Raw genomic sequence first — 23,055 nt, forward strand, 5'->3', positions numbered from 1 at the left:
GGAGTAGCGCTGTTTATCGGCGTAGGGAATTTCATGCGTCAGCACTGCCTTTTACTGAACCACAGGATAGTCGTCTTCAGTGCCACAATACGTCACATTGGCGCCGGAAAGGATTCTGATCAAGGCAAATAGCCATGTTATCCCCCCTCCCACCCCCCCCCGCTGGGGGGGGCTGAATGGTCAGCGGAAATTACAACCGTTTTTCTACTTCGGCCACCCGCCGGATCACTCCGATCACGCTGTCAGGATTCAGCGAAATTGAATCGATCCCCTCCTCAACCAGAAACGCGGCGAAATCGGGGTAGTCGCTTGGCGCCTGACCGCAGATGCCGATCTTGGTGCCGGTCTTGTTGGCGGCCCGGATCGCCTGGGCGATGGTTTTTTTCACGGCTTCATCACGCTCGTCGAACACCTCCTTGAGCACCGCGCTGTCGCGGTCGACGCCGAGAGTGAGCTGGGTCAGGTCGTTGGAACCGATGGAGAAGCCGTCGAAACGCTCGGCAAACTGCTCGGCCAGCACCACGTTGGAGGGGATCTCCACCATCACATAAACCTCGAGCCCCTTCTGCCCGCGCACCAGCCCCTCTTCGGCCATGACTTCAAGAACCCGGTCGGCCTCCTTGAGCGTGCGGCAGAAGGGAATCATCACAACCACGTTGCCAAGGCCGATCTTTTCGCGCACCCGCCTGATCGCGGCGCATTCGAGTGCAAATCCGGCGCGGTAATGTTCGCTGTAGTAGCGCGATGCGCCCCGGAAGCCGAGCATCGGGTTCTCTTCGGAAAACTCGAACTGGCGCCCGCCGATGAGATCGGCGTACTCATTGGTCTTGAAGTCGCTCATGCGCACAATGACCGGATCGGGATACTGGCTCGCCGCAATCATCGCGATCCCCTGGGCGAGCTGGTCGATGAAATACTCGCTCTTGTCGTCATAGTGACGGGTCAGCTCGCGAATCTGTCGTTTTGCGTCCTTGTCTTCCAGCTCATCGTATTTCAGCAATGCCATGGGATGAGCCTTGATCTGGTTGTTGATGATGAATTCCATCCGGGCCAGCCCGATCCCCCGGCAGGGCAGACGCCACCAGCGCGATGCCGCTGCAGGGCTTGCAATATTCATCATGATCTGAGTTTTGGTTTCAGGCAGATCGTCGAGGTTCACCTCCGTCTCCTCGTACTCGAGAATCCCTTCGTAGATCTTGCCCTGATCCCCCTCGGCGCACGACAGCGTCACCTCCTGCCCATCCTTGAGTTCGCCCGTGCCATGCTCAGTGCCGATGACCGCCGCGATCCCCAGCTCGCGGCTGACGATGGCGGCATGAGAGGTGCGGCCGCCATGATCGGTGATAATGCCGGCCGCTTTTTTCATGATCGGCACCCAGTCGGGGTCGGTCATCCCGGTGACCAGGATGTTGCCGTCCTCGAAGCGTTCAATTTCGCTTGCGCTCTTGATCACCTGCACTTTGCCCGCTGCGACCGACTCACCGATCGCCATGCCTGTGAGCAGTACCTCGCCCTTCTGTTTGAGGTGATAGCTTTTCAGGACGCCCGCTTCTTTGCGCGATTGCACCGTTTCAGGGCGTGCCTGAACGATGAACAGCTCTCCGCTGTCGCCGTCCTTGGCCCATTCCATATCCATCGGCGTGCCGTAATGGCGCTCGATGACCGCCGCCCAGCGCGCAAGCTGCAGGATTTCATCATCGGAGAGCACAAAGGAATGTCTCTCTCTGGCTGAAGTCTCGACATTGCGGGTGGTGTTGCCAGCGCCGCGCGCGTACACCATCTTCTTCTCTTTTCCGCCGATGGTTTTATTCAGAATCGGTCTCAGGGTCTTGTCCTGCAGCAGCGGCTTGAACACCGTGTAATTGTCCGGCGTCACCGATCCCTGCACGACGTTTTCTCCCAGACCCCAGGCTGCATCGATCACCACCACATCGGGGAAGCCGGTATCGGTATCGATAGAGAACATCACTCCCGCACCGGCCTTGTCCGAGCGCACCATCTTCTGTACCCCCACCGACAAGGCCACCTGCATGTGATCGAAGCCCTTGTTTTCACGGTAGCTGATGGCGCGGTCGGTAAAGAGCGAAGCGTAGCATTTGCGGCAGGCGTCGAGCAGTTCTTCCTCTCCGGTGATGTTGAGAAAGGTTTCCTGCTGCCCGGCAAAGCTGGCATCGGGGAGGTCTTCAGCGGTCGCGCTACTGCGAACCGCCACATCGACCTCCTCTTCGCCACTGCGTCGGCAGAGTTCCCGGTAGGCATCGCGTATGGCGATGGCAGTCTCATCAGGCCATTTTCCTCTTCTGATCATGCGGCGGATCGTATCGCCCGTCTTGTGCAGCGTCTTGTCGCCTTTACGGTATTCCTCAAGTCGCTGACGGATCTTTTCCTCCAGATTATTTTCTGTGATATAGCGACGATAGGCATCCGCAGTGGTCGCAAATCCGTCAGGCACACAGATCCCCTCGGACTTGAGCGTCCTGATCATTTCGCCCAGGGAGGCGTTCTTGCCTCCGACAAGGGCAACGTCTTTATTGTTGAGAGTTTCGAACCAGCGGATCGAATCGTTGCGCTTCGTCATCTGTTTCCTCCTTTAATATCACCTGAACCCGTTATATTTCGTTGTATCAGTCAGATACACTCTGTCAAATCCAGAAACGGCGATTTCGGGGACGTTCTGGTTTTTCCGGCCGGCGCCGGCGGTTCTTGACAAACACCCGACTCACGATAAGTTCTGATCATGTGCGAAATAACTGAAATACACTTTTTCTGCTTTTATTTATGATAACTCAGGAATCGTCATACGGGACTATCACCTCCATCGTCGGGAGTGTTGTGGAAGCTCGCTTCACCAGGGGCGTGCCGGGCATCAACAACCTGCTGATCGCCGGTGAGAACGGGGAGATCCTGGTGGAAGTCGCGCTGCACCTGGATGGCCAGACGGTGCGCGGCAACGCCCTGACACCCACCCGGGGTCTCGCCCTGGGTGCCGCCATCAAGGACACCGGCGAGACACTGAAGGCCCCGGTCGGCACCGAAACACTTGGGCGAATGTTCAACGTTTTCGGTGAAACCATCGACCGCAAAGGTTCTGTCGATGCGCAGGAGCGTCGTTCAATCCACCACAAGGCACCCGGGTTGACGGAGCGCGCCACCGAGTCGGAAATCTTCACCACCGGCATCAAGGCCATCGATGTCCTTTCGCCCCTGGAACGCGGCGGCAAGGCGGGTCTTTTCGGTGGTGCAGGGGTCGGCAAAACCGTACTCATCACCGAGTTGATCCACAATATGGTCGGCGAACACGAGGGCGTTTCAATCTTCTGCGGCATCGGGGAACGCTGCCGCGAAGGCGAAGAACTCTACCGGGAGATGAAGGATGCCGGTGTCCTCGACAACACCGTCATGGTCTTCGGCCAGATGAACGAGCCGCCGGGCAGCCGCTTCCGGGTCGGGCTGACCGCTTTGACCATGGCGGAATATTTTCGAGATGATCGCCGACAGGATGTACTTCTGCTGGTGGACAACATATTCCGCTTCATTCAGGCGGGGATGGAGCTCTCCGGCCTGCTCGGATTGATGCCGTCGCGCCTGGGTTATCAGCCGACGATGGCTTCGGAACTCTCTGCACTGCAGGAGCGCATCACCAATACGGCTCACGCGGCGATCACCTCGATTCAGGCGGTCTATGTGCCTGCCGACGACCTTACCGACCCGGCAGCGGTGCATACGTTCTCGCACCTTTCAGCGTCCATCGTGTTGTCGCGCAAGCGCGCCAGTGAAGGCCTCTATCCCGCGGTGGATCCTCTCCAGTCCAACTCCAAAATGCTTACCCCCCAAGTGGTGGGCGAGCGGCATTACGGGATTGCCCAGGAGATTCGTCGCACCCTGGCATCCTATGAGGATCTCAAAGACATCATCGCCATGCTCGGCATGGAGGAACTCTCCCGCGATGACCGCAAAACCGTTTTCCGCGCTCGCCGCCTTGAGCGGTTTCTGACTCAACCTTTTTTCACCACCGAGCAGTTTACCGGCACGCCGGGCAGATCCGTTTCCCTTGAAGATGCCCTTGATGGCTGCGAGCGCATTCTCAATGACGAATTCAGCGACTTTTCGGAAAAAGCGCTGTACATGATCGGCAAAGTGGATGAGGCGCGGGAAAAAGCACGTAAGGCGTCGAATTCGTCAGATCAGGACAAGGACAAAGGCGAAGGCGAAGGCGAAGACAGGAATCCGCAGGATTCAGATGGCGGAGAGGCGGCATGAAGCTGAGAATATTTCTCCCCACGCGCATTCTTCTTGAAACCGAGGTCGTCAGCGTCACCGCCACGGCATTGAACGGTTCCTTCGGCCTGCGCCCCAACCATATCGATTTTGTCACTGTCCTGGCGCCCGGCCTGCTCAGCTATCTCCCGGCGGAGAACGACGAAGAGAAGTTCGTGGCAGTGGATCGCGGAGTGCTCATCAAACAAGGTCAGGAGGTGCGGGTCTCAGTACGCAACGCCGTTTCCGACGCACCTTTGACGGAGCTGGTGGAAATGGTGGAGGAGCGCTTCGCGGAACTCGATGAACAGGAGCGCCAGGTCAAGACTGCGGTGGCGCGACTGGAAGCTGATTTCCTGCGGCGGTTCATGCAGGTCTGAACCTTCCAACATAAATCAGGACAGAGATTTTGACTGAAGAGAAGAAAAACAGCGACCCCCACGAGGAGTTCCGGCGCAAGGTCAAAGAAACACAGAAGCGCAAGCTGCGCGCCCGGAGCCAGGGGGATCAGGGCGTATGGTTCGGGCTTGGCATGTTCGGGCTGGTGGGCTGGTCGGTGACGATCCCGGCCCTGATTGCCATCGCCGTAGGGGTCTGGATCGACGCCCGCTTCAAGAGTCAGTATTCGTGGACCCTGATGATGCTGGTTATCGGCATCGGCGTCGGATGTTTCAACGCCTGGTACTGGATCTCCCGCGAGCGACAGAGCATCGAAGATCAATTTACCCATGATCAGAAAGAACCACCCAGGCAGGAAAAAAAGAAATGAAGATTGAATTGTGGCAACTGGCGGCCGCCCTTGCGGCGGGAAGCGCCATCGGCTTTTTCTATTTCGGCGGCCTGTGGCTGACAGTGACGCGAATTCCCGTCAGCCGCAATCCGCACCTGCTGCTCATCGGTAGTTTCTTTCTGCGCCTAACCGTCACCCTGGCTGCTTTTTATGCCCTGGTTCCCTGGGGTTGGCAGGCCATGGCTGCCGCTCTGGTCGGTCTGCTGATGACCCGGCAGATACTGACCCGACTCAAGGGAAAGGCGACGGTGACGCGTAATGCGGGCTCTCAGGCAGCCGACAACTTTTAAATCCTTCAATCTCGAGTCTTGATTTTATGGAAATCACCCCGGATGCTTTCATTTACTGGCAGCATGGTTTTGCCAGGCTCAATTCCACCATTGTCGTGACCTGGCTCAATATGGTTCTGCTGGTCGGGGCCTCGGCGTTGGTGACCCTGCGCCTGACCTCCGGTGAAAAACTCGGACGAGGCCAGAACCTGCTGGAAGTGGTGGTGAGCAACATCCGCCAACAAATCAGTGATATGGGACTTAAACCGGTCGATGAGTTCCTCCCCTTCATCGGCACGCTCTTTCTTTTTATCCTGCTGCCGAACGTGCTCTCGGTGGTTCCCGGCTATCGCGCGCCAACGGGTTCACTGTCCACCACGGCCGCCCTGGCGATCTGCGTCTTTGTCGCTGTGCCGATCTGGGGCATCCGGCGTCGGGGGCTGATCGGCTACCTCAAACTCTATATCCAGCCCACCCCTTTCATGCTTCCATTCAACCTCATGGGGGAGCTGTCACGCACTCTGGCCCTGGCAGTGCGCCTGTTCGGCAACATCATGAGCGGGGCCATGATTGCCGGCATTCTGCTGTCTCTCGCCCCCCTGTTCTTCCCCGTCCTGATGAATATCCTGGGTCTGATCACGGGGGTGATCCAGGCTTACATTTTTGCGGTTCTGGCTGCGGTTTACCTGGCAGCTGCCGCCCGGGCGCACCAGGACCAGGAAAAAAAGAGCGAGCAACAACAAGATAAAGGAGGATCATCCCATGGATAGTCTTGGTTGGGTCGCAGTCGCCTCCATCATCAGCAGCGGCTTGTGTATCGGAATCGGCGCCATCGGCCCCGCGCTCGGTGAAGGGCGTGCTCTTGCTCAGGCGCTCCAGGCCATGGCGCAGCAGCCCGATGAAACCAACACCATCACCCGCACCCTGTTCGTCGGCCTGGCGATGGTCGAATCGACAGCGATCTATGCATTTGTGGTGTCGATGATTCTGATCTTCGCCAATCCATTCTGGAACCATTTCCTGGAACAGGCCGGCGGAGGCTGAAATGCTCATCAACTGGTTTACGGTTGTCGCGCAGATCGTCAACTTTCTCATCCTTGTTTTTCTGCTCAAGCGGTTTCTTTACAAGCCGATTGTCAAGCACATGAACGAGCGGGAGGAGAGGATCGCCGCCCGGCTGCAGGAAGCTTCGGAAATGCGCGCCGAGGCCCAGCAGCAGATCGACGAGTTCCGTGAAAAGCAGGAAGAAATGGAGGAGCAGAGTCGGCAAAAGCTGGAAGAAGCAGAAAATGAGGCCCAGTTACGGCGGCAGGAACTCCTAGAACAGGCACGCGACCAGGTCCAAAGCAAGCGTCAGAGCTGGCTTCAGTCCCTGGAGAAAGAAAAGGAAGATTTTGCGCGCGGCCTGAAAAAACGCTCCGCCCAGGAAATTCTGCACTTTGTTCAGCGGGTTCTGCAGGACCTGGCTGATGAACCTCTGAACAACCGGCTGGCTGAAGTCCTGCTGGCACGGATGAAAAAACTCGACGATGAGGTTAAACAGAGACTTTCAAAGGCCGCCGAGGAAGGTGAAATCGAGGTTCGGTCCACCTTCGAACTCGATACCTCCATGAAGGACAAGATCACAGCCGCTTTACGCGAATTCTATGAAAAAGACGCCGAGGTCGCTTACAAGGTAGATCACGAACAACCCCTGGGAGTCGAGGCAAATGCCGGCAGTGTTAAATTCTCTTGGAGCATCGCAGGCTACCTGGATGAACTTGAGAGCCAGGTACTGACCCTGTTCGAAGAAAAAAGTCAGCGAGAAAGCGACGAAAAAGAGGGAAAAGAGAAAACCACCGGCAATCAAGGCAACTCTGACAAGAACAATTCTCCCCAGCAACAGGGAAATGAATGATCCTATGACTGATAAACCATCCCAGTCAGACCAGTGGCTGGATGACATATTCTCGACTCTGGAGCAGAGTCTCGATAATTTTTCGCCGCGTCTGGAACCTCGTATCGTCGGTCGGATAAGTTATGTGGGCAAAGGCATTGCCCGCGTGCGGGGCCTGGCAGGCGTCCAGGGCGAAGAACTCCTGTCATTCCCCGGCAACGCGCTTGGGCTGGCCTTCAATATCAACGTCCGCGAAATCGGCGTCGTCATGCTTGACGATTACGATCACCTGGGCGCGGGAGACGAGGTCCACCGCACCGGCCGTGTCCTCGATGTCCCGGTGGGGGAAGAGCTGATCGGCCGCGTGGTCGATCCCAGCGGCCGGGTCCGCGACAGCAAGGGTCCACTGCGCTTTCGCGAACGACGTGCAGTGGAGCGGCCCGCCCCTGAAATCATGGACCGGGCCCCCGTGACTGTACCACTGATGACAGGCCTCAAGGCAATCGATGCGTTGATTCCCATTGGACGCGGGCAGCGCGAGTTGATCCTCGGAGACCGCCAGACAGGAAAAACAGCCATCGCCATCGATACGATCATCAACCAGAAAGGCAAGGGGGTGCTCTGTGTCTACTGCGCCATCGGCCAGCGCGCTTCGAGCGTTGCGCGAGTCATCGCAGACCTTGAGCAACGAGGTGCCATGGACTATACCACTGTCGTGACCGTTGAGGGCGATGATGCCCCGGGCCTGCGGTTCATTGCACCTTATGCCGCGACCACCATGGCGGAATATTTCATGGAGCAGGGCGAGGACGTGCTGGTCGTCTACGACGACCTCACCCATCACGCCCGGTCCTACCGCGAACTCTCACTGCTGTTGCGCCGCCCGCCCGGACGGGAAGCCTTCCCTGGCGACATATTCTATATTCATTCGCGCCTGCTTGAACGCTCGACCCATCTGCGCGACGAACTCGGCGGCGGGTCACTGACCGCCCTACCCATCATTGAAACCGAGGCCCAGAATATCTCCGCCTACATCCCGACCAACCTGATTTCCATCACCGACGGCCAGATCTATCTGTCGCCAGGGTTGTTCCGCAAAGGCGTTCTGCCGCCCATCGATATCGGCATGTCGGTTTCGCGGGTCGGCGGCAAAACCCAGTTTCCTGCTTATCGGGCAGTCGCCGGCGATCTGCGCCTGACCTATTCGCAATTCGAGGAGCTTGAAGCTTTCTCCCGCTTTGGAACCCGGCTCGACGAGGATACCCGCAAGACACTGGAAAGAGGAAAGCGGATACGCTCTGTCCTGAAACAGCCGCAGTATGCCCCCCTTCCCGCCGCAGAGCAGATCATCGTACTGCTTGCCGTCAACGAGGGAATTTTCGACTCCGTTCCGGATGACAAGCTGATGGAGGCTGAGACCCTGATACGCGACGGGCTGCAGCACATCCTAAAAATTGCAGACAAAATCGAGAACGGAGAAAAACTCACCGATGAAGACCTCGCGACCCTGCGACAGACAGCCTCCGAGGCGATCGCCGATCTTGTGATAGATTCTGAGAACCACAGCGAGGCTGAATAACGCCGCTGCCAGGGAGAGTGATTGGACATGCAGACCCTTCAGGACATGGAACGCAAGCTCAAGAGCGCTGACGATCTGCATACCGTCGTGCGAACCATGAAATCTTTGGCGGCCGTGAGCATTCGCCAGTACGAGGACGCGACCCGTTCCCTGGACCGGTATTTCGAGTCGGTGGAAATGGGACTCAGGGCGGCTTTGCGCACTCATCCGCTGGTAGGGAATCAGAAAGAACCGCATAAAACCCTGATCATTGTCTTCGGATCGGATCAGGGTATGGCCGGCCGCTTTAACGAAGCGATTGTTGAATTCGTACAGGCCGCCCGCCATGAAATGAAAATCAAGGATGATCGCCTGCTGACCTGGGTGATCGGTGCCAAAGCCCATGGTCTGATGGAAGATACGATCGGTAAAGTCAACCAGTTTTTCTCCCTTCCTCCCTCGGCCGAAGGCATCTCACCCAAAGTCCAGCAGATCCTTCTGCTTCTCGCTGAAATTCGCAAAAAGCATGGGGAACTTCGACTGATTCTGTTTCATAATCATCCTGCCGGGGGATCGTCCTATACCCAGCATCGGGTCAATCTGCTGCCGCCTGATCAAAAGTGGCTTAAGGATCTTGGCGGCCGGCAATGGGTTGACCGTCAGATCCCTCTCTACACCCTGCCCTGGGAGGAGCTGTTCGGCGCATTGATCGGCGAATACCTTTTTGTCGCCTTTTTTCGTGCCTTCGCATCATCAATGGCCGCTGAAAATGCCGCCCGCCTGGCGTCAATGCAGAGAGCCGAAAAAAATATCGAAGAGACCAAGGAAGAACTGACCCGGACCTTTCACACCCTGCGCCAGAATACGATCTCCGAAGAACTCTTTGATGTTATTTCCGGGTTCGAGGCCTTGAGCGAAACTTCAGAAGATTCGAGGTGAATGCTTCCATCCAATCTATCGATATCATCATGGAAAATCGCAACAGGAAGGATACCATGAACAGTAATCGTCCTATTATCTCTGCCAGTCAGTTTGACGCCGTCATTTTCGATATGGACGGTGTTGTCACCCAAACCGCCCATGTTCATGCCGCCGCCTGGAAAAAGATGTTCGACAGCTATCTGCAGCAGCGCTCCGAGCGCACCGGAGAGCAGTACGAGCCGTTCAGTGTCGAAGCGGACTACACCCGTTACGTCGACGGCAAGCCCCGCTATGACGGTGTGCGCGATTTCCTCAAATCGCGGGGAATTGAATTACCTGAGGGCGAATCAGGGGACGGCCCCGAAAAAGAGACCATTTGCGGCCTGGGCAATCGCAAAAACAGCTTTTTCCAGGAAGTCCTTGAAGAACAGGGGGCTCAGCGGTACGAGACCACTGTCGAGCTGATTGAGAAGCTAAAACGGGCCGGCATCAAGACGGCCATCATATCTGCTAGTAAAAACGCCCGCAAGGTTCTCAAGGCGGCCAACGCACATGACCTGTTCGATGCTCGGGTGGACGGCCTCGACGCGGAGGAAATGGGACTGCCCGGCAAACCGGCGCCGGATGTTTTTGTTGCCGCAGCCGAAAAGCTCGGCGCCGCGCCTGCACGTTCAGTGGTGGTTGAAGACTCCCAATCGGGGGTGCAGGCTGGACGGGCTGGCGGTTTCGGGCTGGTCATCGGCGTCGACCGCTCCAATCAGCGAGAGGAGCTGGCCCGCTATGCCGATGTGGTTGTCGAGGATCTGGCGGAAGTGAAAGTAGAAAAAAACAACCAGAGCTCCGAAAAAACAACCGACGATCTCCCCTGCGCCCTCGATCGTTTTAATGACGTGACCTGCCGTCTCAAAAACAGGCAGCCGGCGGTCTTCCTCGACTATGACGGGACCCTCACTCCCATCGTTGATCGCCCTGAAGATGCGGTCATCACCGAAGAGATGCGCCAGACGGTGCAGGATCTCGCCGATTATTGCACCGTCGCCATCGTCAGCGGCCGCGACCGCCGCGACGTGGAGCAGCTCGCCGGCGTCAAGCGGATTCATTATGCCGGAAGTCACGGGTTCGACATTGCCGACCCTGAGGGCCGAACCATGGAAAACCGCCAGGGCGAAGCCTTTCTGCCGGCCCTGGATCAGGCGGAAAAAGCTCTGCATGAGCGCCTCGATTCCCTTGAAGGCGCACAGGTGGAACGCAAAAAATTCGCCATCGCCGTCCATTTCCGGCGTGTGCCTGAATCACAGCATGCCCAGGTTGAACAGGCGGTGGACGAGGTGCTGGCGCAGAGCAAAGACCTGCGCAAAACCGGCGGCAAGATGATCCACGAGCTGCGCCCCGACATCGACTGGGATAAAGGTCGTGCGCTGCGCTGGCTGCTCGAAAAGCTCAATCTGAACCGCCGCGATGTGGTGCCGATCTACATCGGCGACGACCTCACTGATGAAGACGCGCTGCGCGAGATCGAGCAACAGGGGATCGGCATCCTGGTACGGGACGAGGAAGCGCGCCCCACCCATGCCCGCTACGCCCTGGAAGATACCGCTGAAGTGCGCATCTTTCTGCGCAAGCTCCATGATTTTCTCGAAGAACGCGAAGAAGAGGATGAAGAATAATGAACAGCTGGTCCCTGATCTACGAAGATTTCGATCCGGAACAGGAGAAGCTGCGAGAAGCCCTCTGCACCCTGGGCAACGGGTATTTCTGCACCCGGGGGGCCGCGCCGGAGTCTCAAGACGACGGCGTGCATTACCCCGGCACCTATCTGGCGGGAGGCTACAACCGACTCAACACCGACATTGCCGGCCGGACCATTGAAAACGAAGACCTGGTCAACCTGCCCAACTGGCTGCCGCTGTCCTTTCGTCCGGACGGCGGCGAGTGGCTGGACCTGGACCGGGTTGAAATACTCGATTTCCGTCAACAGCTTCACCTCAGGATCGGTGTCCTGCGCCGCAAAATCCGCTTCAAAGATTCTGAGGGGCGCCTCACCTTTCTCGATCAACGCCGCTTCGTCCACATGGGGCATCGCCACCTGGCGGCCATGGAAACGACCCTGCGGCCGGAAAACTGGTCCGGAACCCTGGAAATCCGCAGCGCACTGGACGGTCGCGTCATCAACAACAACGTCCCCCGCTATCGCGACCTGGCCAGCCGGCATCTGGAGCCGGTCGGAACGGAGCAGATCAACCAGGAAACGATCTATCTCAAATCACGCACCCGCCAGTCGAGGATCGAGATCGCCCTAGCCGCACGAACCCGTTACGAAGTCGGCGGCGAAGCGCAGAAACAGGCGCGCCACCTGGAACGAACCGACGACTATATCAGCCAGCTGATCCGGCTCGACGTAAAACAGGGTCAGCAGATCCGCATTGAGAAAACGGTGAGCCTGTTCACCTCGCGCGATGAAGCGATATCCGAATGCGGACTCGATGCCTGCAAGGCCATTTCGCGCGCACCGGGATTCAATGAACTGCTTGAGGAACATACCATGCGCTGGCAGCACCTCTGGCGTCGTTACGGCATGGATCTCGAAGAGGATGACAGCGAAAAAGGCGCCCGCAACAAGATGATCCTGCGGCTGCATATCTTCCATCTGCTGCAGACCGTCAGCATGCAGACCATCAAGCTCGATGTCGGTGTTCCGTCCCGTGGATGGCACGGCGAAGCCTATCGGGGCCATATTTTCTGGGACGAACTGTTTATCTTTCCCCTGCTTAACCTGCGCACTCCGGAGATTACGCGGACCCTGCTCAACTACCGCTACCGGCGGCTCAACGAAGCACGCGCTGCCGCGCAGGCAGCGGGATACGCCGGCGCCATGTATCCCTGGCAAAGCGGCAGCGATGGTCGCGAAGAGAGCCAGAAGGTTCATCTCAACCCGAAATCGGACAACTGGATCCCCGATAATTCTCGCCTGCAGCGTCATGTCAACTCAGCCATCGCCTGGAATGCCTGGCAGTATTACCAGGCCACCGGAGACCTGGAATTTCTCTGCTTCTACGGCGCGGAGATGATCCTGGAGATCGCCCGCTTCTGGGCCAGCCTCGCCACCTGGAGTGAAGAGCATCAACGCTATGAAATCCTCGGCGTCATGGGGCCCGACGAATACCATGACGCGTACCCCGACAGTGACAAACCGGGACTCGACAACAACGCCTACACTAACGTTATGGCGGTGTGGGTCTTTATCTGCGCCCTTAAAGTGCTCGACACCCTGCCCCGCGATCGGCACCGGGAATTGACCGAAGGTCTCGATCTGCAGGATGAAGAAATCAGAAAATGGGATCATATCAGCCGCAGAATGCGTCTGGTTTTTCACGACGACGGCATTATCAGCCAGTTTGAAGGATACGACCAGCTCGAGGAATTCGACTGGCAGAGCTATCAGGAGAAATACGGCAGGGTCATGCGTCTTGATCGAATTCTCGAAGCGGAGAACGACACGCCCAATCGCTATAAATGCTCCAAGCAGGGCGATGTCCTCATGCTTTTCTATCTCTTCTCCGCCGACGAGTTGGGCGAGATCTTCGAACGACTCGGCTACCCCTTTGAATATGAGACTATTCCCAAAAATATTGACTATTACCTGCAGCGCACCTCTCATGGCTCGACCCTCAGCCAAGTCGTTCACTCCTGGGTTCTCACCCGTTCGGATCGCGCCGAAAGCTGGGATCTCTACACCATGGCCCTGCGTTCCGACATCGACGACATCCAGGGGGGCACCACCCCAGAAGGCATTCACCTTGGCGCCATGGCCGGCACCGTGGACCTGATCCAGCGGGCCTATACCGGCATCGAGACACGCGGAGAAGTGCTGCGGCTCAACCCCTGTCTGCCGAAGGAGATCAAAAGCCTGTGCCTGAGATTGCGCTACCGGGGCCAATCCCTCGATTTGTCGATCACTCCGAAGAAAATGACTCTGCAATGTCATGAGTGCCGTGTCGAGCCGATCAAGGTTGCTTACTGCGAGGATGAACGGCGACTCTGCGGTGGAGAAAAAGTTGAATTTGATCTGAAATGAGCGTCAAGGACCAAGGCAGACGTTTGTGTGCAAACCGAGCAGGGACGCGACGTTTTTGTCCATAACCCGAAAACAAAAGAAGACGGCCGCGCCCTCTCCTGCTCGGGGGAAGGGATCGAAGTTGAAACTCCCACTGGAGAAAAACGCGTCTGGAACTATCATGAAGTCGAGGAAGTCACTCGTTCGAACGCTGAATGGCCTCGGCGCGACTGAATAACAACGGCCCCAGCCTGCCTCATTTTTTCCAGCGACTCCTGCCCGCCTTCAGCCGTTACCGGCCGCGTTGCCGCCTGAAGCAGGTGCATTTCAAAGCCTTCCCGTCGGCCATCGAGCACGGTGGCCCGGACACAGACGTCCTGCGCCAATCCACCGACGAAGATGCGCTTTATATTCTGTTTATGCAGCCACTCAGCCAGGCCGGTCTTGTCGAATGCGGAATTCTGATCCTGATCAAAGCGCGTCCCCTTGGTGACAACCACGGCCTCGTCAGGCACCACGAGATCCGGATGAAAACGTGCGCCCTCGGTGTCCTGTACACAATGCGGCGGCCAGGGCCCGCCGTTTTCCTCAAAGCTGATATGATTTTTCGGGTGCCAGTCCCGTGAAAAATAAAGCCCGATTCCGGCATCTCGCGCCGTACGGATCCAATCATTGAGCACCGGCACGACCTCATCGCCCCCTTCAATGGGCAAAGCCCCACCAGGACAGAAATCATTCTGAACATCCACCACCAGCAAAAGATCACCAGGTTCAAACTTCACAGACCCAATATCCATACCACCTCCTCACTCCTCACTCCTCACTCCTCACTCCTCACTCCTCACTCCTCACTCCTCTCGCCTCACGCCTCACGCCCCAAGCCCCAAGCCCCAAGCCCCAAGCCCCAAGCCTTCACACCTCACGCCTTTCTCGTCCCTCGTCCCGCATTTGCATTCCCATCCAAATACAGTAAATTTCCAGTAGACTTGAAAGGAGCTTATCTCGCAGATGCCCATTCAGAATACCGACATTTCACGCATTTTCAACCACATCGCCGACCTGCTCGAAATCAGCGGAGCCAATGCCTTTCGCGTCCGCGCCTATCGCAATGCGGCACGGACGGTGGAGGATCAGTCGCGGAGCATCGTCAAGATGCTCGAAGACGGGGAGGATCTCGCTGAGCTTCCTGATATCGGGAAGGATCTGGCCGAGAAAATTGCAGAGATTGCCGAAACCGGAACATTGGAAATGCTGGACGAACTGGAACAGAAGGTTCCCGGGGAGCTGTCCAAGTTGCTTGAAATCCAACAGCTCGGCCCGAAACGGGTGGCGACGCTTTATCATGAACTGGGCATCGAGAGCCTTGAGGATCTTAAAAAAGCTGCAGAAGATGAAAAAATTCGAGAACTGGAAGGATTCGGTAAGAAAACCGAACAGAAAATCCTCAAAGAACTGAAACGAGTTCAGGATTCCGCTAAACGCACAAAACTGGCGGACGCCGAACAAATCGTCATTCCCCTGTGCGAATACCTCCAAAAAATCGATGGGGTCAAGCAGGTCACCATCGCCGGCAGCTATCGCCGACGGCGCGAAACCGTGGGGGACCTCGACATCCTCGTGACCTGCAAAAAGGACAGCACGGTCATGGAGCGCTTCACCGGCTACGAAGATGTGACCGAGGTGATCGCCCAGGGCAAAACCAAATCCTCGATTCGACTGCGCAGCGGGCTTCAAGTTGATCTGCGGGTAGTGCCCGAAGTCAGCTACGGTGCTGCTCTCTACTATTTCACCGGGTCAAAAGCGCACAACGTTGCGGTACGCAAGATCGCTGTCAAAAAGAATCTCAAGATGAATGAATACGGTGTCTTCAAGGGCAAAGAAGACGATGAAGAACGCGTTGCAGGTTCCGATGAGGAGGAGGTCTTCGCCAGTGTGGGGCTGGCCTTTATCCCGCCGGAGCTGCGGGAAAACCGGGGCGAGATCGAGGCGGCGCAGGAAGGCTGCCTGCCTGTGTTGATCGATCGCTCCGATATCCGTGGCGAGCTGCACGCTCACACCCACGCGACTGACGGTCGTGCCTCACTTCAGGAGATGGTTGAAGCCGCACGCTCCCTCGGCTACAGCTATCTGGCCATCACCGAGCACAGCCAGGCGGTGACGGTGGCCAAAGGCCTGAACCGCAAGCGGCTGGAGAAGCAGATCGAAGAGATCGAGAAACTCACTAATGAGTACGGCGGCTTTCGTATCCTCAAAGGGATCGAAGTCGATATTCTCAAAGATGGTTCCCTCGACCTGCCTGACGAAGTTCTAGCCAAGCTCGATTTCACCATCTGCTCGGTTCACTCCCATTTCAATCTCTCGGCAGACAAACAGACCGAGCGCATTCTGCGGGCGATGGACAACCCTTATTTCAACATCCTGGGGCATCCCAGCGGCCGGCTCATCAATGAACGTGAGGCCTATCCGCTCAATATGGAAAAGATCATGAAAGGGGCGAAAGAGCGCGGCGTCATCCTCGAACTCAACGCCCACCCCGACCGACTGGACCTCAACGACCACCACTGCCGCATGGCCAAGGAGATGGGGATTAAAATCGCCATCAACACCGACGCCCACTCCACCGACGGCCTCAACAACATGAAATACGGGATCTATCAGGCCCGACGCGGCTGGTTAAGCAAAGACGATGTCATCAACACGCGGCGGGTGGCTGAGCTGCTGAAATTTTTCAAACGGTGAGGATGCCGCTAAGACTCTAAGACTCGAAGGAAAGCAAAATCTTTAACGGAGAGACGCAATGGTGATGAGACGGAGAGGCGCAGAGGAAAAACTATAATTTTTGTTTTTAACCAAAACCAATCTTTCAGGTTTTTTCAGTCTTCTTCTCTCCGCCTCTGCCCCTCTGCGCCTTTGCGTTAAGAGCCTTTCTTGGTGTCTTAGAGTCTTAGTGGCTTAAACCCATGAAACGCCGCGTTATCTCCGCAAGGGGCGGGTCGAGGATATTCAAGACGTTTTCGGCGATTTCTTCCGGCACGCCTCCATAAAAAGCCTCTGCAATTCCACCGGTGATACAAGCGATGGTATCGCTGTCGCCGCCCAGTGAGACGGCGTTGCGAATGGCGTCCTCGAAATCGTTGGATTCGAGAAAAGCGATGATCGCTTCGGGCACCGAACCCTGACAGGTCACATCGAAGGAGTAGCCGGGGCGGATGTCGTCCAGGTTGCGCTGCAGGTCATAATTGAAGGTCTGTTGAATATAATCCTTGATTTCCTTTTTGCCGCAACCGCGGCGGGCCATGAAAATACTGGCGGCGGTTGCCTGCGCTCCCTTGATCCCTTCGGGGTGATTGTGAGTCGGTGCCGCGCTTTTCCGGGCCTCGTCCAGAACACGTCCCAGGTCATCGAAAAACCAGCCCACCGGACTGACGCGCATGGCGGAGCCGTTTCCGAAGCTGTTGTAGGGCCCCATCTGTGGTGAGCGCGCCCATTGATGAAAGCGCCCGCCGTAACCGGCGTCGGGATAGCGGCGATAGTATCTCCGCAGGACAGCGGCATAATCCTCGCCGCTCATGAGACTGTCGGCCACCGCCACGGTCAGCACGCTGTCGTCGGTAAAGGTGCATTGCGGGACAAGCAGTTCGAATTGTTTGCTCTTGTGGTTGTTGAATTCGAAACGAGATCCGATGATGTCCCCGGCCAGTGCTCCAAGCATAGTCATCCTCACCTGTTCAGGGTTCTCGATTTAACCTGATCACTCAAGCGAACAGCTCCCCCTGCCCCTTTTTCCCGCGGAAGCTTCCGAAGAGCAGCGGGCTTTCGGGGTCGTGAACCGCAGCACCCAAAACCCTGTCCGTCGCAGCATAGCAATAAAGACAGCCATGGCGACAGGTGCCGTACATCCCGAGGTCGACGCTACGCATGCAGCAGCAGGCCGGGCGTTGGCCCGGATCCTTGCGCGGGTCGAGTCGCAAATTGAACAGTTTTTCAAACAACTGAGGATCGAGGCAACGCCCCGGTGCGATTCCCCAGGGCGCGAGGTCGAATCGCTCGGCGCAGGAGAAGACTTTCAAACCATGCTTCTCGGCGATTTCAGACAAGCCTGCCGCCGTATCGGAGACCACGTTTGGGATCTTGCCATGGCAAGCCAGTGCGTCGAGGTCATCGATCCCGGAAATATTCCGTAGACGCGCCGTCACCTGCGCATAGCGCTGCAGAAAACTGATCCGCACCGACTGCACTGCGCCTGCCAATTCAGCGGCGAGCCGTTCGAACCGGCCAAGCGTCTGTTCAACGCTGAAATCACGCCCCAGAACGATGGGATCAAAACGCCAGATGAGCTTTTCCGGCCCCAGGCGCTTCGCAAGCTGCCGTACTGCACTGCAAACCACATCCGATGCCGGAACATGGGGTTCAAGAAATTCGGGGAGAGCGGTGATCGTGGTGTGAAACAGCATGCGGAACCGTCGCTGAATCAGTTCATCCAGGTGCGGCAGCAGCGGCCGAGGATCTTTACTCCAGAAAACCAGGCAGGCGACCTTGTCGGGCTGCAGGATCACGGTCGAGATCTGACGTGGATTGAAGGGGTTGCGACTACAGGCATAACCGGCGCGGATCCGGTTGATCAGCCACTGGCTGTAAAAAGCCGGGATATCAGTGCGGCGGCTGACGGAGACGACCCGCATGCTTATCCAGCCCTCTTCTCAGGTTTTGCATCCAACCGGATGCCGAGCTCATCAAGCTGGCGCAGCGCGGTGCCGGCCCAGTCGCGATTGGCAGCCGGGCTGGCCGGGCTGGGGTGCAGAATGCGCCCGATCCGCAGATCCTTCCCGACCAGGGCTTCCTGCGCCCGGTCTTCAGCGTATTGACCAATCCCGATCACAATTTTCGCCCCCAGTGTCTCAACAAAGCGACGCAGCGCCTCATCGCAGATCGACATGATCTGCCTGTGTTCGGCCACGGGAAGCTGCGCAGGGGTTCGGTTGCGCCCCGTTTCTTCAAGAAAAAGCAGTGGACAGTAGTTGAGCACGAAGAACCGCGAAAAAAAAGTCTCGGGAGTCCCTGCCTTGTCGCGAAAAAGCCCCCACAGCCGACGGCCGCTGACTTCGCTGCGCGTACAGTCCATCCCGGTCACCGGTTTTGCGGGGTGTTCCTGCTCGGGTCGGCCGACCGGTTCGTTGATTTGAAGCCAGTCGCGAACAATGCCGACTTCACCAAAGGGCACCCCGGTCTGCGCCATGCCCCAGGGTCCCGGATTCATACCCAGGAAAACAACCTCCTTGCGCCCTTCCCCAAAACGTTTCAGAAAAGTTTCATGGCTTTGCCTTGCATATTCAAGAGGATTATAGACATGGGTCACCGGCGGACTGAATTCCAGTGATTTGAGATCCCGCGCAAGTTGGCGGGTAGTTTCGATCAAATCCATGGCGTCTCCTTTCATTCCGGTGAAATTCTGGCAGGATTAACTCAGGATTGCAAGCAGGAGGGGGATTGCAAGAAAACGGGAAATGATAGCGCGGGACGTTGAGGCATGCGAATTGCACAGGTCAAGGTACTGAAACCGGTTAATCATAACCGGTCCCACTTCGAATGCTCAATGTAATTCAAATCTGAACCTGATTAGCGCTAATCTTCAGCCAGCCATCCGCAGGCAGGTTTCTGGTCGTTTGCCGGTGTTGGCGGCCGCATGAAGAAGACGCGGCAAGATACTTTGAAGATCAAAGCGCCGGTTAAACCGATATTGCACTTCTGCCAGATAACGATGGGCGTATTTCTCGAATTTGAATCCGTGATATGTCCCATCAATGGCCGTTTTCAGATTGCCCAGGATGGTGTTGACCCAGTGAAAGCAGCCCATATCCGTGCTCTTGCGATTCGGCCCAACAATCTCAGGCAGGTGCAAACAGCCTGCGCTCTCGACGGATCTGAAACATGCCAATCCGTCCGAAATGATGGACGCCGTGGGAGCAAGGGACCGCTTGGCCCAGGCCTCGATTTCATTTCCGCTGAAACCCTGGATCGGAGAGAAGAGCACCCGCAAAGGGTGACCATCGGCATTGGTCTCAACAGCCGCGATAAAGGGGATCTTGTTCTCAGAGCCGCGCCCAACCTTGCCTCCACTACGCTCTCCACCGAGGTAAGCATCGTCAATTTCGACGCGTTGGGCTAAGACGGTGGTTTCCTCGCGCTCGTGCATTGTCTGCATGATTTTGTGCTTGAGCCGCCAGGCAGTTCGGTAGCAAACCCCGAGCAATCGCATGAGTTCCAAGGCCGAGGTGTTGTTTTTGCCCTGAGTCAGAAAGTAGATCGCTTGAAACCATGTCGTCAGGGGCAGCTTGCTGCCGTGAAAAATTGTTCCAGCTCGCAGAGTTATTTGTCGACGACAACAGCTACACTGAAAGGTCTTGGCTCGCCCATGCCAAACCACACAATGGCGCGTACTATGGCATCCGGGGCAGATAAAACCTCTTGGCCAGCGCGCTTTTTCCAAAGCTGCCTCGCATTGAGGCTCAGTGCCGTATTTGTTAAGAAACTCGTTCAAACTCAAGCCCGGCTGAAACTGAATACGGTTTATTGCCATGGTAACCTCCTGGTGAATAAAGGAATCCATGGCAAGTTTCGCCTTCAGCCGTGACAGAATAGGTCATGGCTGAAGATTGACGCTAATCAGGAAAAGATTTTACGCAAATGGCCACTTCTCTTCCTGCTCCCCCTATGCGGCTTTATATTGGCCGGGTGCGGCGGTGGCGGCAGCAGTAGCAGCAGCAGCGCAACGCCATCCGGAGCAGGAACCCTGAAGACATCTCTGACCGACGCAACGACAGAAGAATACCAGGCCGTCTATGTCACAATTGACCGGGTTGAAGTCCACCGCAGTGATGACGACGACCAAGGGAACAAAAACGGTGAAAACAGCGACTCCGGTTGGCAGACTGTCGCAGAACCGCGACAGACCTATAATCTCCTGGAACTGATCAACGGCGTTGAGGAAACACTGGGAGAAGAGACCCTGGAAAGTGGGCATTACACCCAGATGCGCCTGATCATTGGTGATACCCCAGACTCAACCACGAATATTCTTGAAGAGGCTCATCCTCACGCCAACTACATTATTGGCCCGGATGATGTTGACCATGAGTTGAAAGTCCCCAGCGGGCAGAATACCGGCCTGAAGCTGGTTAAGGGTTTTGATATCCATGAGGGTGAAACAACGAAAATTATACTCGACTTTGATGCCAGACGCTCGGTGGTCAAGGCCGGCAAAAGTGGGAATTACAATCTGAAGCCGACGATCAAGGTTCTCGATACCGTGGAAATGGCCAAAGTGACCGGGACGGTCATGGATGCAGATCTTGAGAAACCGGCGCTATTGCAGAAAGCCTATGTTTCTGCACAGACCCACACCAACGCTGCCGAAATCGACGAAAAAGACAAGGTCACCATTGAAGCGGGAACCCTGTCCAATGACAATGAGAATGGGAAAGATTACAATTATGCCCTTCTCCTGTCGCCCGGCAATTACAATATCGTTGCCGTTAAAGAAGGCTATCAGGCGGAATGCACGGTTGTCAGCCTTGAATCAGGTGAAATTGCCAGCGATACGGATTTCGTCCTCGCCGAAGCACAAGAGACCGGCACTGTCAGCGGCAATGTAGAAGTAACCGACGGCGCCGAGGATGCTTCGGTCACCATCGATTTCCGCCAGGAAATGATGTGTGCAGAGGCCGCAGAGCCGGCTATGGTTATCGTAAAATCAATCAACATCGGGAACGGCGGCGATTTTGAGGAACAACTGCCGGTGGGCGATTATCGGATAGTCGCTTCGACGGAAGGAAAGGAAACTGTGGTCGCAGATGTGACCCTGGAAGCGGAGCAGATGGTTCAGCAGGATTTCAACTTCTAAACATCTAAGCCAAAATCATACGAAAACCAAGTTGACATCAACTTGAACCAAAGCCCCTCGACCCGGTCATTCATCTTCCGGATCGAGGGGCTTTTTATGATTCTGATGTCTCGGAGGGCACGGAGGCACTCGACACTTGGGCAAGGTATTCCGTCAACCGACTTTCCACACGCGCCGTTTCCGCCAGCACGTCCGGAAGAGGTCTTCCACACGGATCCAGCCGACACTGTGGACGGGTGAGTGGTGCACGTCTCCGCAGGCAGAACAAACCGGCCCGACAGGGTCGACCAAGTCGATGTAAAGATGAAGGCTGTCATCATGATAATCAAGCACTTCGGCCACCTCAAAATTGGGCAAGTCGAGCAGTTTCGTGATAGTCTTTTTCTGCATCGGGTTTCTCCTTCCGGATTGGTTTTTATCGGCAAACAAAACCTTACCAGAGTGGTTAAACCCGATGCACTTCTTTATCAGGCAGAAAGCAGCCTATTATAGCGTTTCAACTTTTTTACGAATGAACCGGGAAAAATCATCGAAGATGCGGTTCTCGCCAATCCATACCGCAACGAAGAAAAAGGCAAAGGGATTAAAGCGGCAAAGTGGCTGATTGAGCAGGGGGTCGATTCGGTGGTGGTACAGAAAGATCTTCTGGGCAAGGGCCAGGGGTTCGTTCTGGGCAACGCCGGAATCGAAGTTCTCTTATGCGACGATCCGGAACTGGAGACCGCGTTCGCAAAAATTGGCGAAAATCTCTGTCGCGTCGAAATAAACTCTGAACTTTGAAATCAACTGAAAAAGGGGCAGGTCAAAACTTGAATTTCGACCTACCCCCTTTAATTTATTGGTGGGCGCTACTGGATTTGAACCAGTGACCCCTGCCGTGTGAAGGCAGTGCTCTCCCGCTGAGCTAAGCGCCCTATGTGGTTGTTCTTGTGTTGAAGTGACTCGGGTTTATAGCAGGTTGGCGCGCGCTTTGTCAACGCTTTTTATCCAGCCGGGCCCCTGTCCCAAAGGCATACCTACAGGATGCGATCGACCCATTCAGAGGGCAGCGCGCAGGGTTTTCCTGCCGGGCCGATGACGATATGGGCGGTACGAGCAGTTGCAACCAGGCACCCGTCAGGACCCAGGGCACGGTAGGAGAATTCAAGGAACTTGCCCCGCATGCGTGCCAGCGTCGTTTCAATGGTGATGACATCTTCATAGCGGGCAGGGTTCTTGTAGGTTACTTCTGCCTTGGCCACGACGACAAAAAATCCGGCCTTTTCAAAATCGGAATAATGCAGCCCCCTCTGGCGCAGAAAATCGGAACGCCCTTCCTCGAACCACACCAGGTAGCGGGAGTGGTGAACCACCCCCTGTCCGTCCGTTTCGGCGTAGCGCACCGTCAATGTCATCCGGCTGGTGGTTTTTTCCTGATCCATATCCGTCAT

The 23,055-nt window shown here is 56.4% G+C and carries 21 protein-coding genes, 1 tRNA gene and 1 pseudogene; 14 read left to right on the forward strand and 9 right to left on the reverse strand.

Annotated elements, in window-relative coordinates; genetic code table 11:
- Window positions 1-190 precede the first annotated feature (190 nt).
- On the reverse strand, window positions 191-2,578 hold the full coding sequence (ppsA, locus tag GSUB_RS09240) for a phosphoenolpyruvate synthase (RefSeq protein ID WP_040200412.1): 2,388 nt from the start codon (window positions 2,576-2,578) through the stop codon (window positions 191-193).
- Window positions 2,579-2,778: 200 nt separating this feature from the next.
- Here ppsA and atpD point away from each other — a divergent pair, with 200 nt between their 5' ends.
- From atpD to GSUB_RS09295, 11 genes are read left to right on the forward strand one after another with little or no spacing between them, the layout of a single operon-like run.
- Window positions 2,779-4,260 carry a F0F1 ATP synthase subunit beta gene (atpD, locus tag GSUB_RS09245; RefSeq protein ID WP_040200414.1) on the forward strand — a complete coding sequence of 494 codons (1,482 nt, stop codon included), beginning with the start codon at window positions 2,779-2,781 and terminating at the stop codon, window positions 4,258-4,260.
- Window positions 4,257-4,637: a F0F1 ATP synthase subunit epsilon gene (locus GSUB_RS09250; RefSeq protein WP_040200415.1), complete on the forward strand. Its 381-nt coding sequence runs from the start codon at window positions 4,257-4,259 to the stop codon at window positions 4,635-4,637. The genes atpD and GSUB_RS09250 overlap by 4 nt, the downstream gene beginning before the upstream one ends.
- A gap of 29 nt (window positions 4,638-4,666) precedes the next feature.
- The gene (locus GSUB_RS09255; protein WP_040200416.1) at window positions 4,667-5,026 is read left to right on the forward strand and encodes an AtpZ/AtpI family protein; all 360 of its coding nucleotides are present in this window, start codon (window positions 4,667-4,669) and stop codon (window positions 5,024-5,026) included.
- Complete coding sequence (locus GSUB_RS09260; protein WP_040200417.1) at window positions 5,023-5,337, forward strand: ATP synthase subunit I; 315 nt, start codon at window positions 5,023-5,025, stop codon at window positions 5,335-5,337. Before GSUB_RS09255 ends, GSUB_RS09260 begins: the two co-directional genes overlap by 4 nt.
- A gap of 26 nt (window positions 5,338-5,363) precedes the next feature.
- Window positions 5,364-6,086, forward strand: a complete 723-nt coding sequence (locus GSUB_RS09265; protein ID WP_040200418.1) for a F0F1 ATP synthase subunit A — start codon at window positions 5,364-5,366, stop codon at window positions 6,084-6,086.
- Window positions 6,079-6,360 carry a F0F1 ATP synthase subunit C gene (locus GSUB_RS09270; protein ID WP_040200419.1) on the forward strand — a complete coding sequence of 94 codons (282 nt, stop codon included), beginning with the start codon at window positions 6,079-6,081 and terminating at the stop codon, window positions 6,358-6,360. Before GSUB_RS09265 ends, GSUB_RS09270 begins: the two co-directional genes overlap by 8 nt.
- Window position 6,361: 1 nt before the next feature.
- Window positions 6,362-7,213: a F0F1 ATP synthase subunit delta gene (locus GSUB_RS09275; RefSeq protein ID WP_040200421.1), complete on the forward strand. Its 852-nt coding sequence runs from the start codon at window positions 6,362-6,364 to the stop codon at window positions 7,211-7,213.
- A gap of 4 nt (window positions 7,214-7,217) precedes the next feature.
- A complete protein-coding gene (locus tag GSUB_RS09280) occupies window positions 7,218-8,771 on the forward strand; it encodes an alternate F1F0 ATPase, F1 subunit alpha (protein ID WP_040200422.1) in 1,554 nt (517 codons plus the stop codon).
- A gap of 27 nt (window positions 8,772-8,798) precedes the next feature.
- The gene (locus GSUB_RS09285) at window positions 8,799-9,689 is read left to right on the forward strand and encodes a F0F1 ATP synthase subunit gamma (protein ID WP_040200423.1); all 891 of its coding nucleotides are present in this window, start codon (window positions 8,799-8,801) and stop codon (window positions 9,687-9,689) included.
- Window positions 9,690-9,745: 56 nt separating this feature from the next.
- On the forward strand, window positions 9,746-11,338 hold the full coding sequence (gene otsB / locus GSUB_RS09290; protein WP_040202347.1) for a trehalose-phosphatase: 1,593 nt from the start codon (window positions 9,746-9,748) through the stop codon (window positions 11,336-11,338).
- Complete coding sequence (locus GSUB_RS09295) at window positions 11,338-13,746, forward strand: glycoside hydrolase family 65 protein (RefSeq protein ID WP_040200424.1); 2,409 nt, start codon at window positions 11,338-11,340, stop codon at window positions 13,744-13,746. Before otsB ends, GSUB_RS09295 begins: the two co-directional genes overlap by 1 nt.
- Before the next feature lie 158 nt (window positions 13,747-13,904).
- Here the strand turns inward: GSUB_RS09295 and GSUB_RS09300 are convergent, their stop codons facing one another.
- Entirely contained in the window at window positions 13,905-14,522 is a 618-nt protein-coding gene (locus GSUB_RS09300; protein WP_052464834.1) for a nicotinamidase, read from the reverse strand.
- Window positions 14,523-14,733: 211 nt separating this feature from the next.
- Here GSUB_RS09300 and polX point away from each other — a divergent pair, with 211 nt between their 5' ends.
- Window positions 14,734-16,464, forward strand: a complete 1,731-nt coding sequence (gene polX, locus GSUB_RS09305) for a DNA polymerase/3'-5' exonuclease PolX (RefSeq protein ID WP_040200425.1) — start codon at window positions 14,734-14,736, stop codon at window positions 16,462-16,464.
- A gap of 205 nt (window positions 16,465-16,669) precedes the next feature.
- Here polX and GSUB_RS09310 read toward each other — a convergent pair whose 3' ends face one another.
- The 4 genes from GSUB_RS09310 to GSUB_RS09325 form a co-directional block, all read right to left on the reverse strand.
- Window positions 16,670-17,443, reverse strand: a complete 774-nt coding sequence (locus GSUB_RS09310; RefSeq protein ID WP_492211712.1) for an ADP-ribosylglycohydrolase family protein — start codon at window positions 17,441-17,443, stop codon at window positions 16,670-16,672.
- 37 nt (window positions 17,444-17,480) lie between these two features.
- Window positions 17,481-18,407 (reverse strand): DUF1848 domain-containing protein, encoded by a 927-nt coding sequence (locus GSUB_RS09315; protein ID WP_040200427.1) that lies wholly within the window; start codon window positions 18,405-18,407, stop codon window positions 17,481-17,483.
- Window positions 18,408-18,409: 2 nt separating this feature from the next.
- Window positions 18,410-19,147 carry a uracil-DNA glycosylase family protein gene (locus GSUB_RS09320; RefSeq protein WP_040200428.1) on the reverse strand — a complete coding sequence of 246 codons (738 nt, stop codon included), beginning with the start codon at window positions 19,145-19,147 and terminating at the stop codon, window positions 18,410-18,412.
- Window positions 19,148-19,354: 207 nt separating this feature from the next.
- On the reverse strand, window positions 19,355-20,302 hold the full coding sequence (locus tag GSUB_RS09325; protein WP_040202349.1) for an IS1595-like element ISGes2 family transposase: 948 nt from the start codon (window positions 20,300-20,302) through the stop codon (window positions 19,355-19,357).
- A gap of 147 nt (window positions 20,303-20,449) precedes the next feature.
- Between GSUB_RS09325 and GSUB_RS18060 the strand changes: the two genes are divergently transcribed.
- On the forward strand, window positions 20,450-21,625 hold the full coding sequence (locus tag GSUB_RS18060) for a DUF4382 domain-containing protein (RefSeq protein WP_052464836.1): 1,176 nt from the start codon (window positions 20,450-20,452) through the stop codon (window positions 21,623-21,625).
- 153 nt (window positions 21,626-21,778) lie between these two features.
- Here the strand turns inward: GSUB_RS18060 and GSUB_RS09335 are convergent, their stop codons facing one another.
- Window positions 21,779-22,015 (reverse strand): hypothetical protein, encoded by a 237-nt coding sequence (locus GSUB_RS09335; protein ID WP_040200429.1) that lies wholly within the window; start codon window positions 22,013-22,015, stop codon window positions 21,779-21,781.
- Between the two features lie 117 nt (window positions 22,016-22,132).
- Here GSUB_RS09335 and GSUB_RS20220 point away from each other — a divergent pair.
- Window positions 22,133-22,405 (forward strand): annotated as a pseudogene (locus GSUB_RS20220) (NifB/NifX family molybdenum-iron cluster-binding protein); the annotation flags it as partial.
- Window positions 22,406-22,464: 59 nt separating this feature from the next.
- Here the strand turns inward: GSUB_RS20220 and GSUB_RS09340 are convergent.
- Window positions 22,465-22,539: transfer RNA gene (locus GSUB_RS09340), tRNA-Val, on the reverse strand.
- A 102-nt stretch (window positions 22,540-22,641) separates the two neighbouring features.
- Window positions 22,642-23,055: an acyl-CoA thioesterase gene (locus tag GSUB_RS09345; protein ID WP_235269772.1), complete on the reverse strand. Its 414-nt coding sequence runs from the start codon at window positions 23,053-23,055 to the stop codon at window positions 22,642-22,644.

Origin of the sequence: Geoalkalibacter subterraneus (assembly GCF_000827125.1) — a bacterium.
GTDB classification, from domain to species: domain Bacteria; phylum Desulfobacterota; class Desulfuromonadia; order Desulfuromonadales; family Geoalkalibacteraceae; genus Geoalkalibacter_A; species Geoalkalibacter_A subterraneus.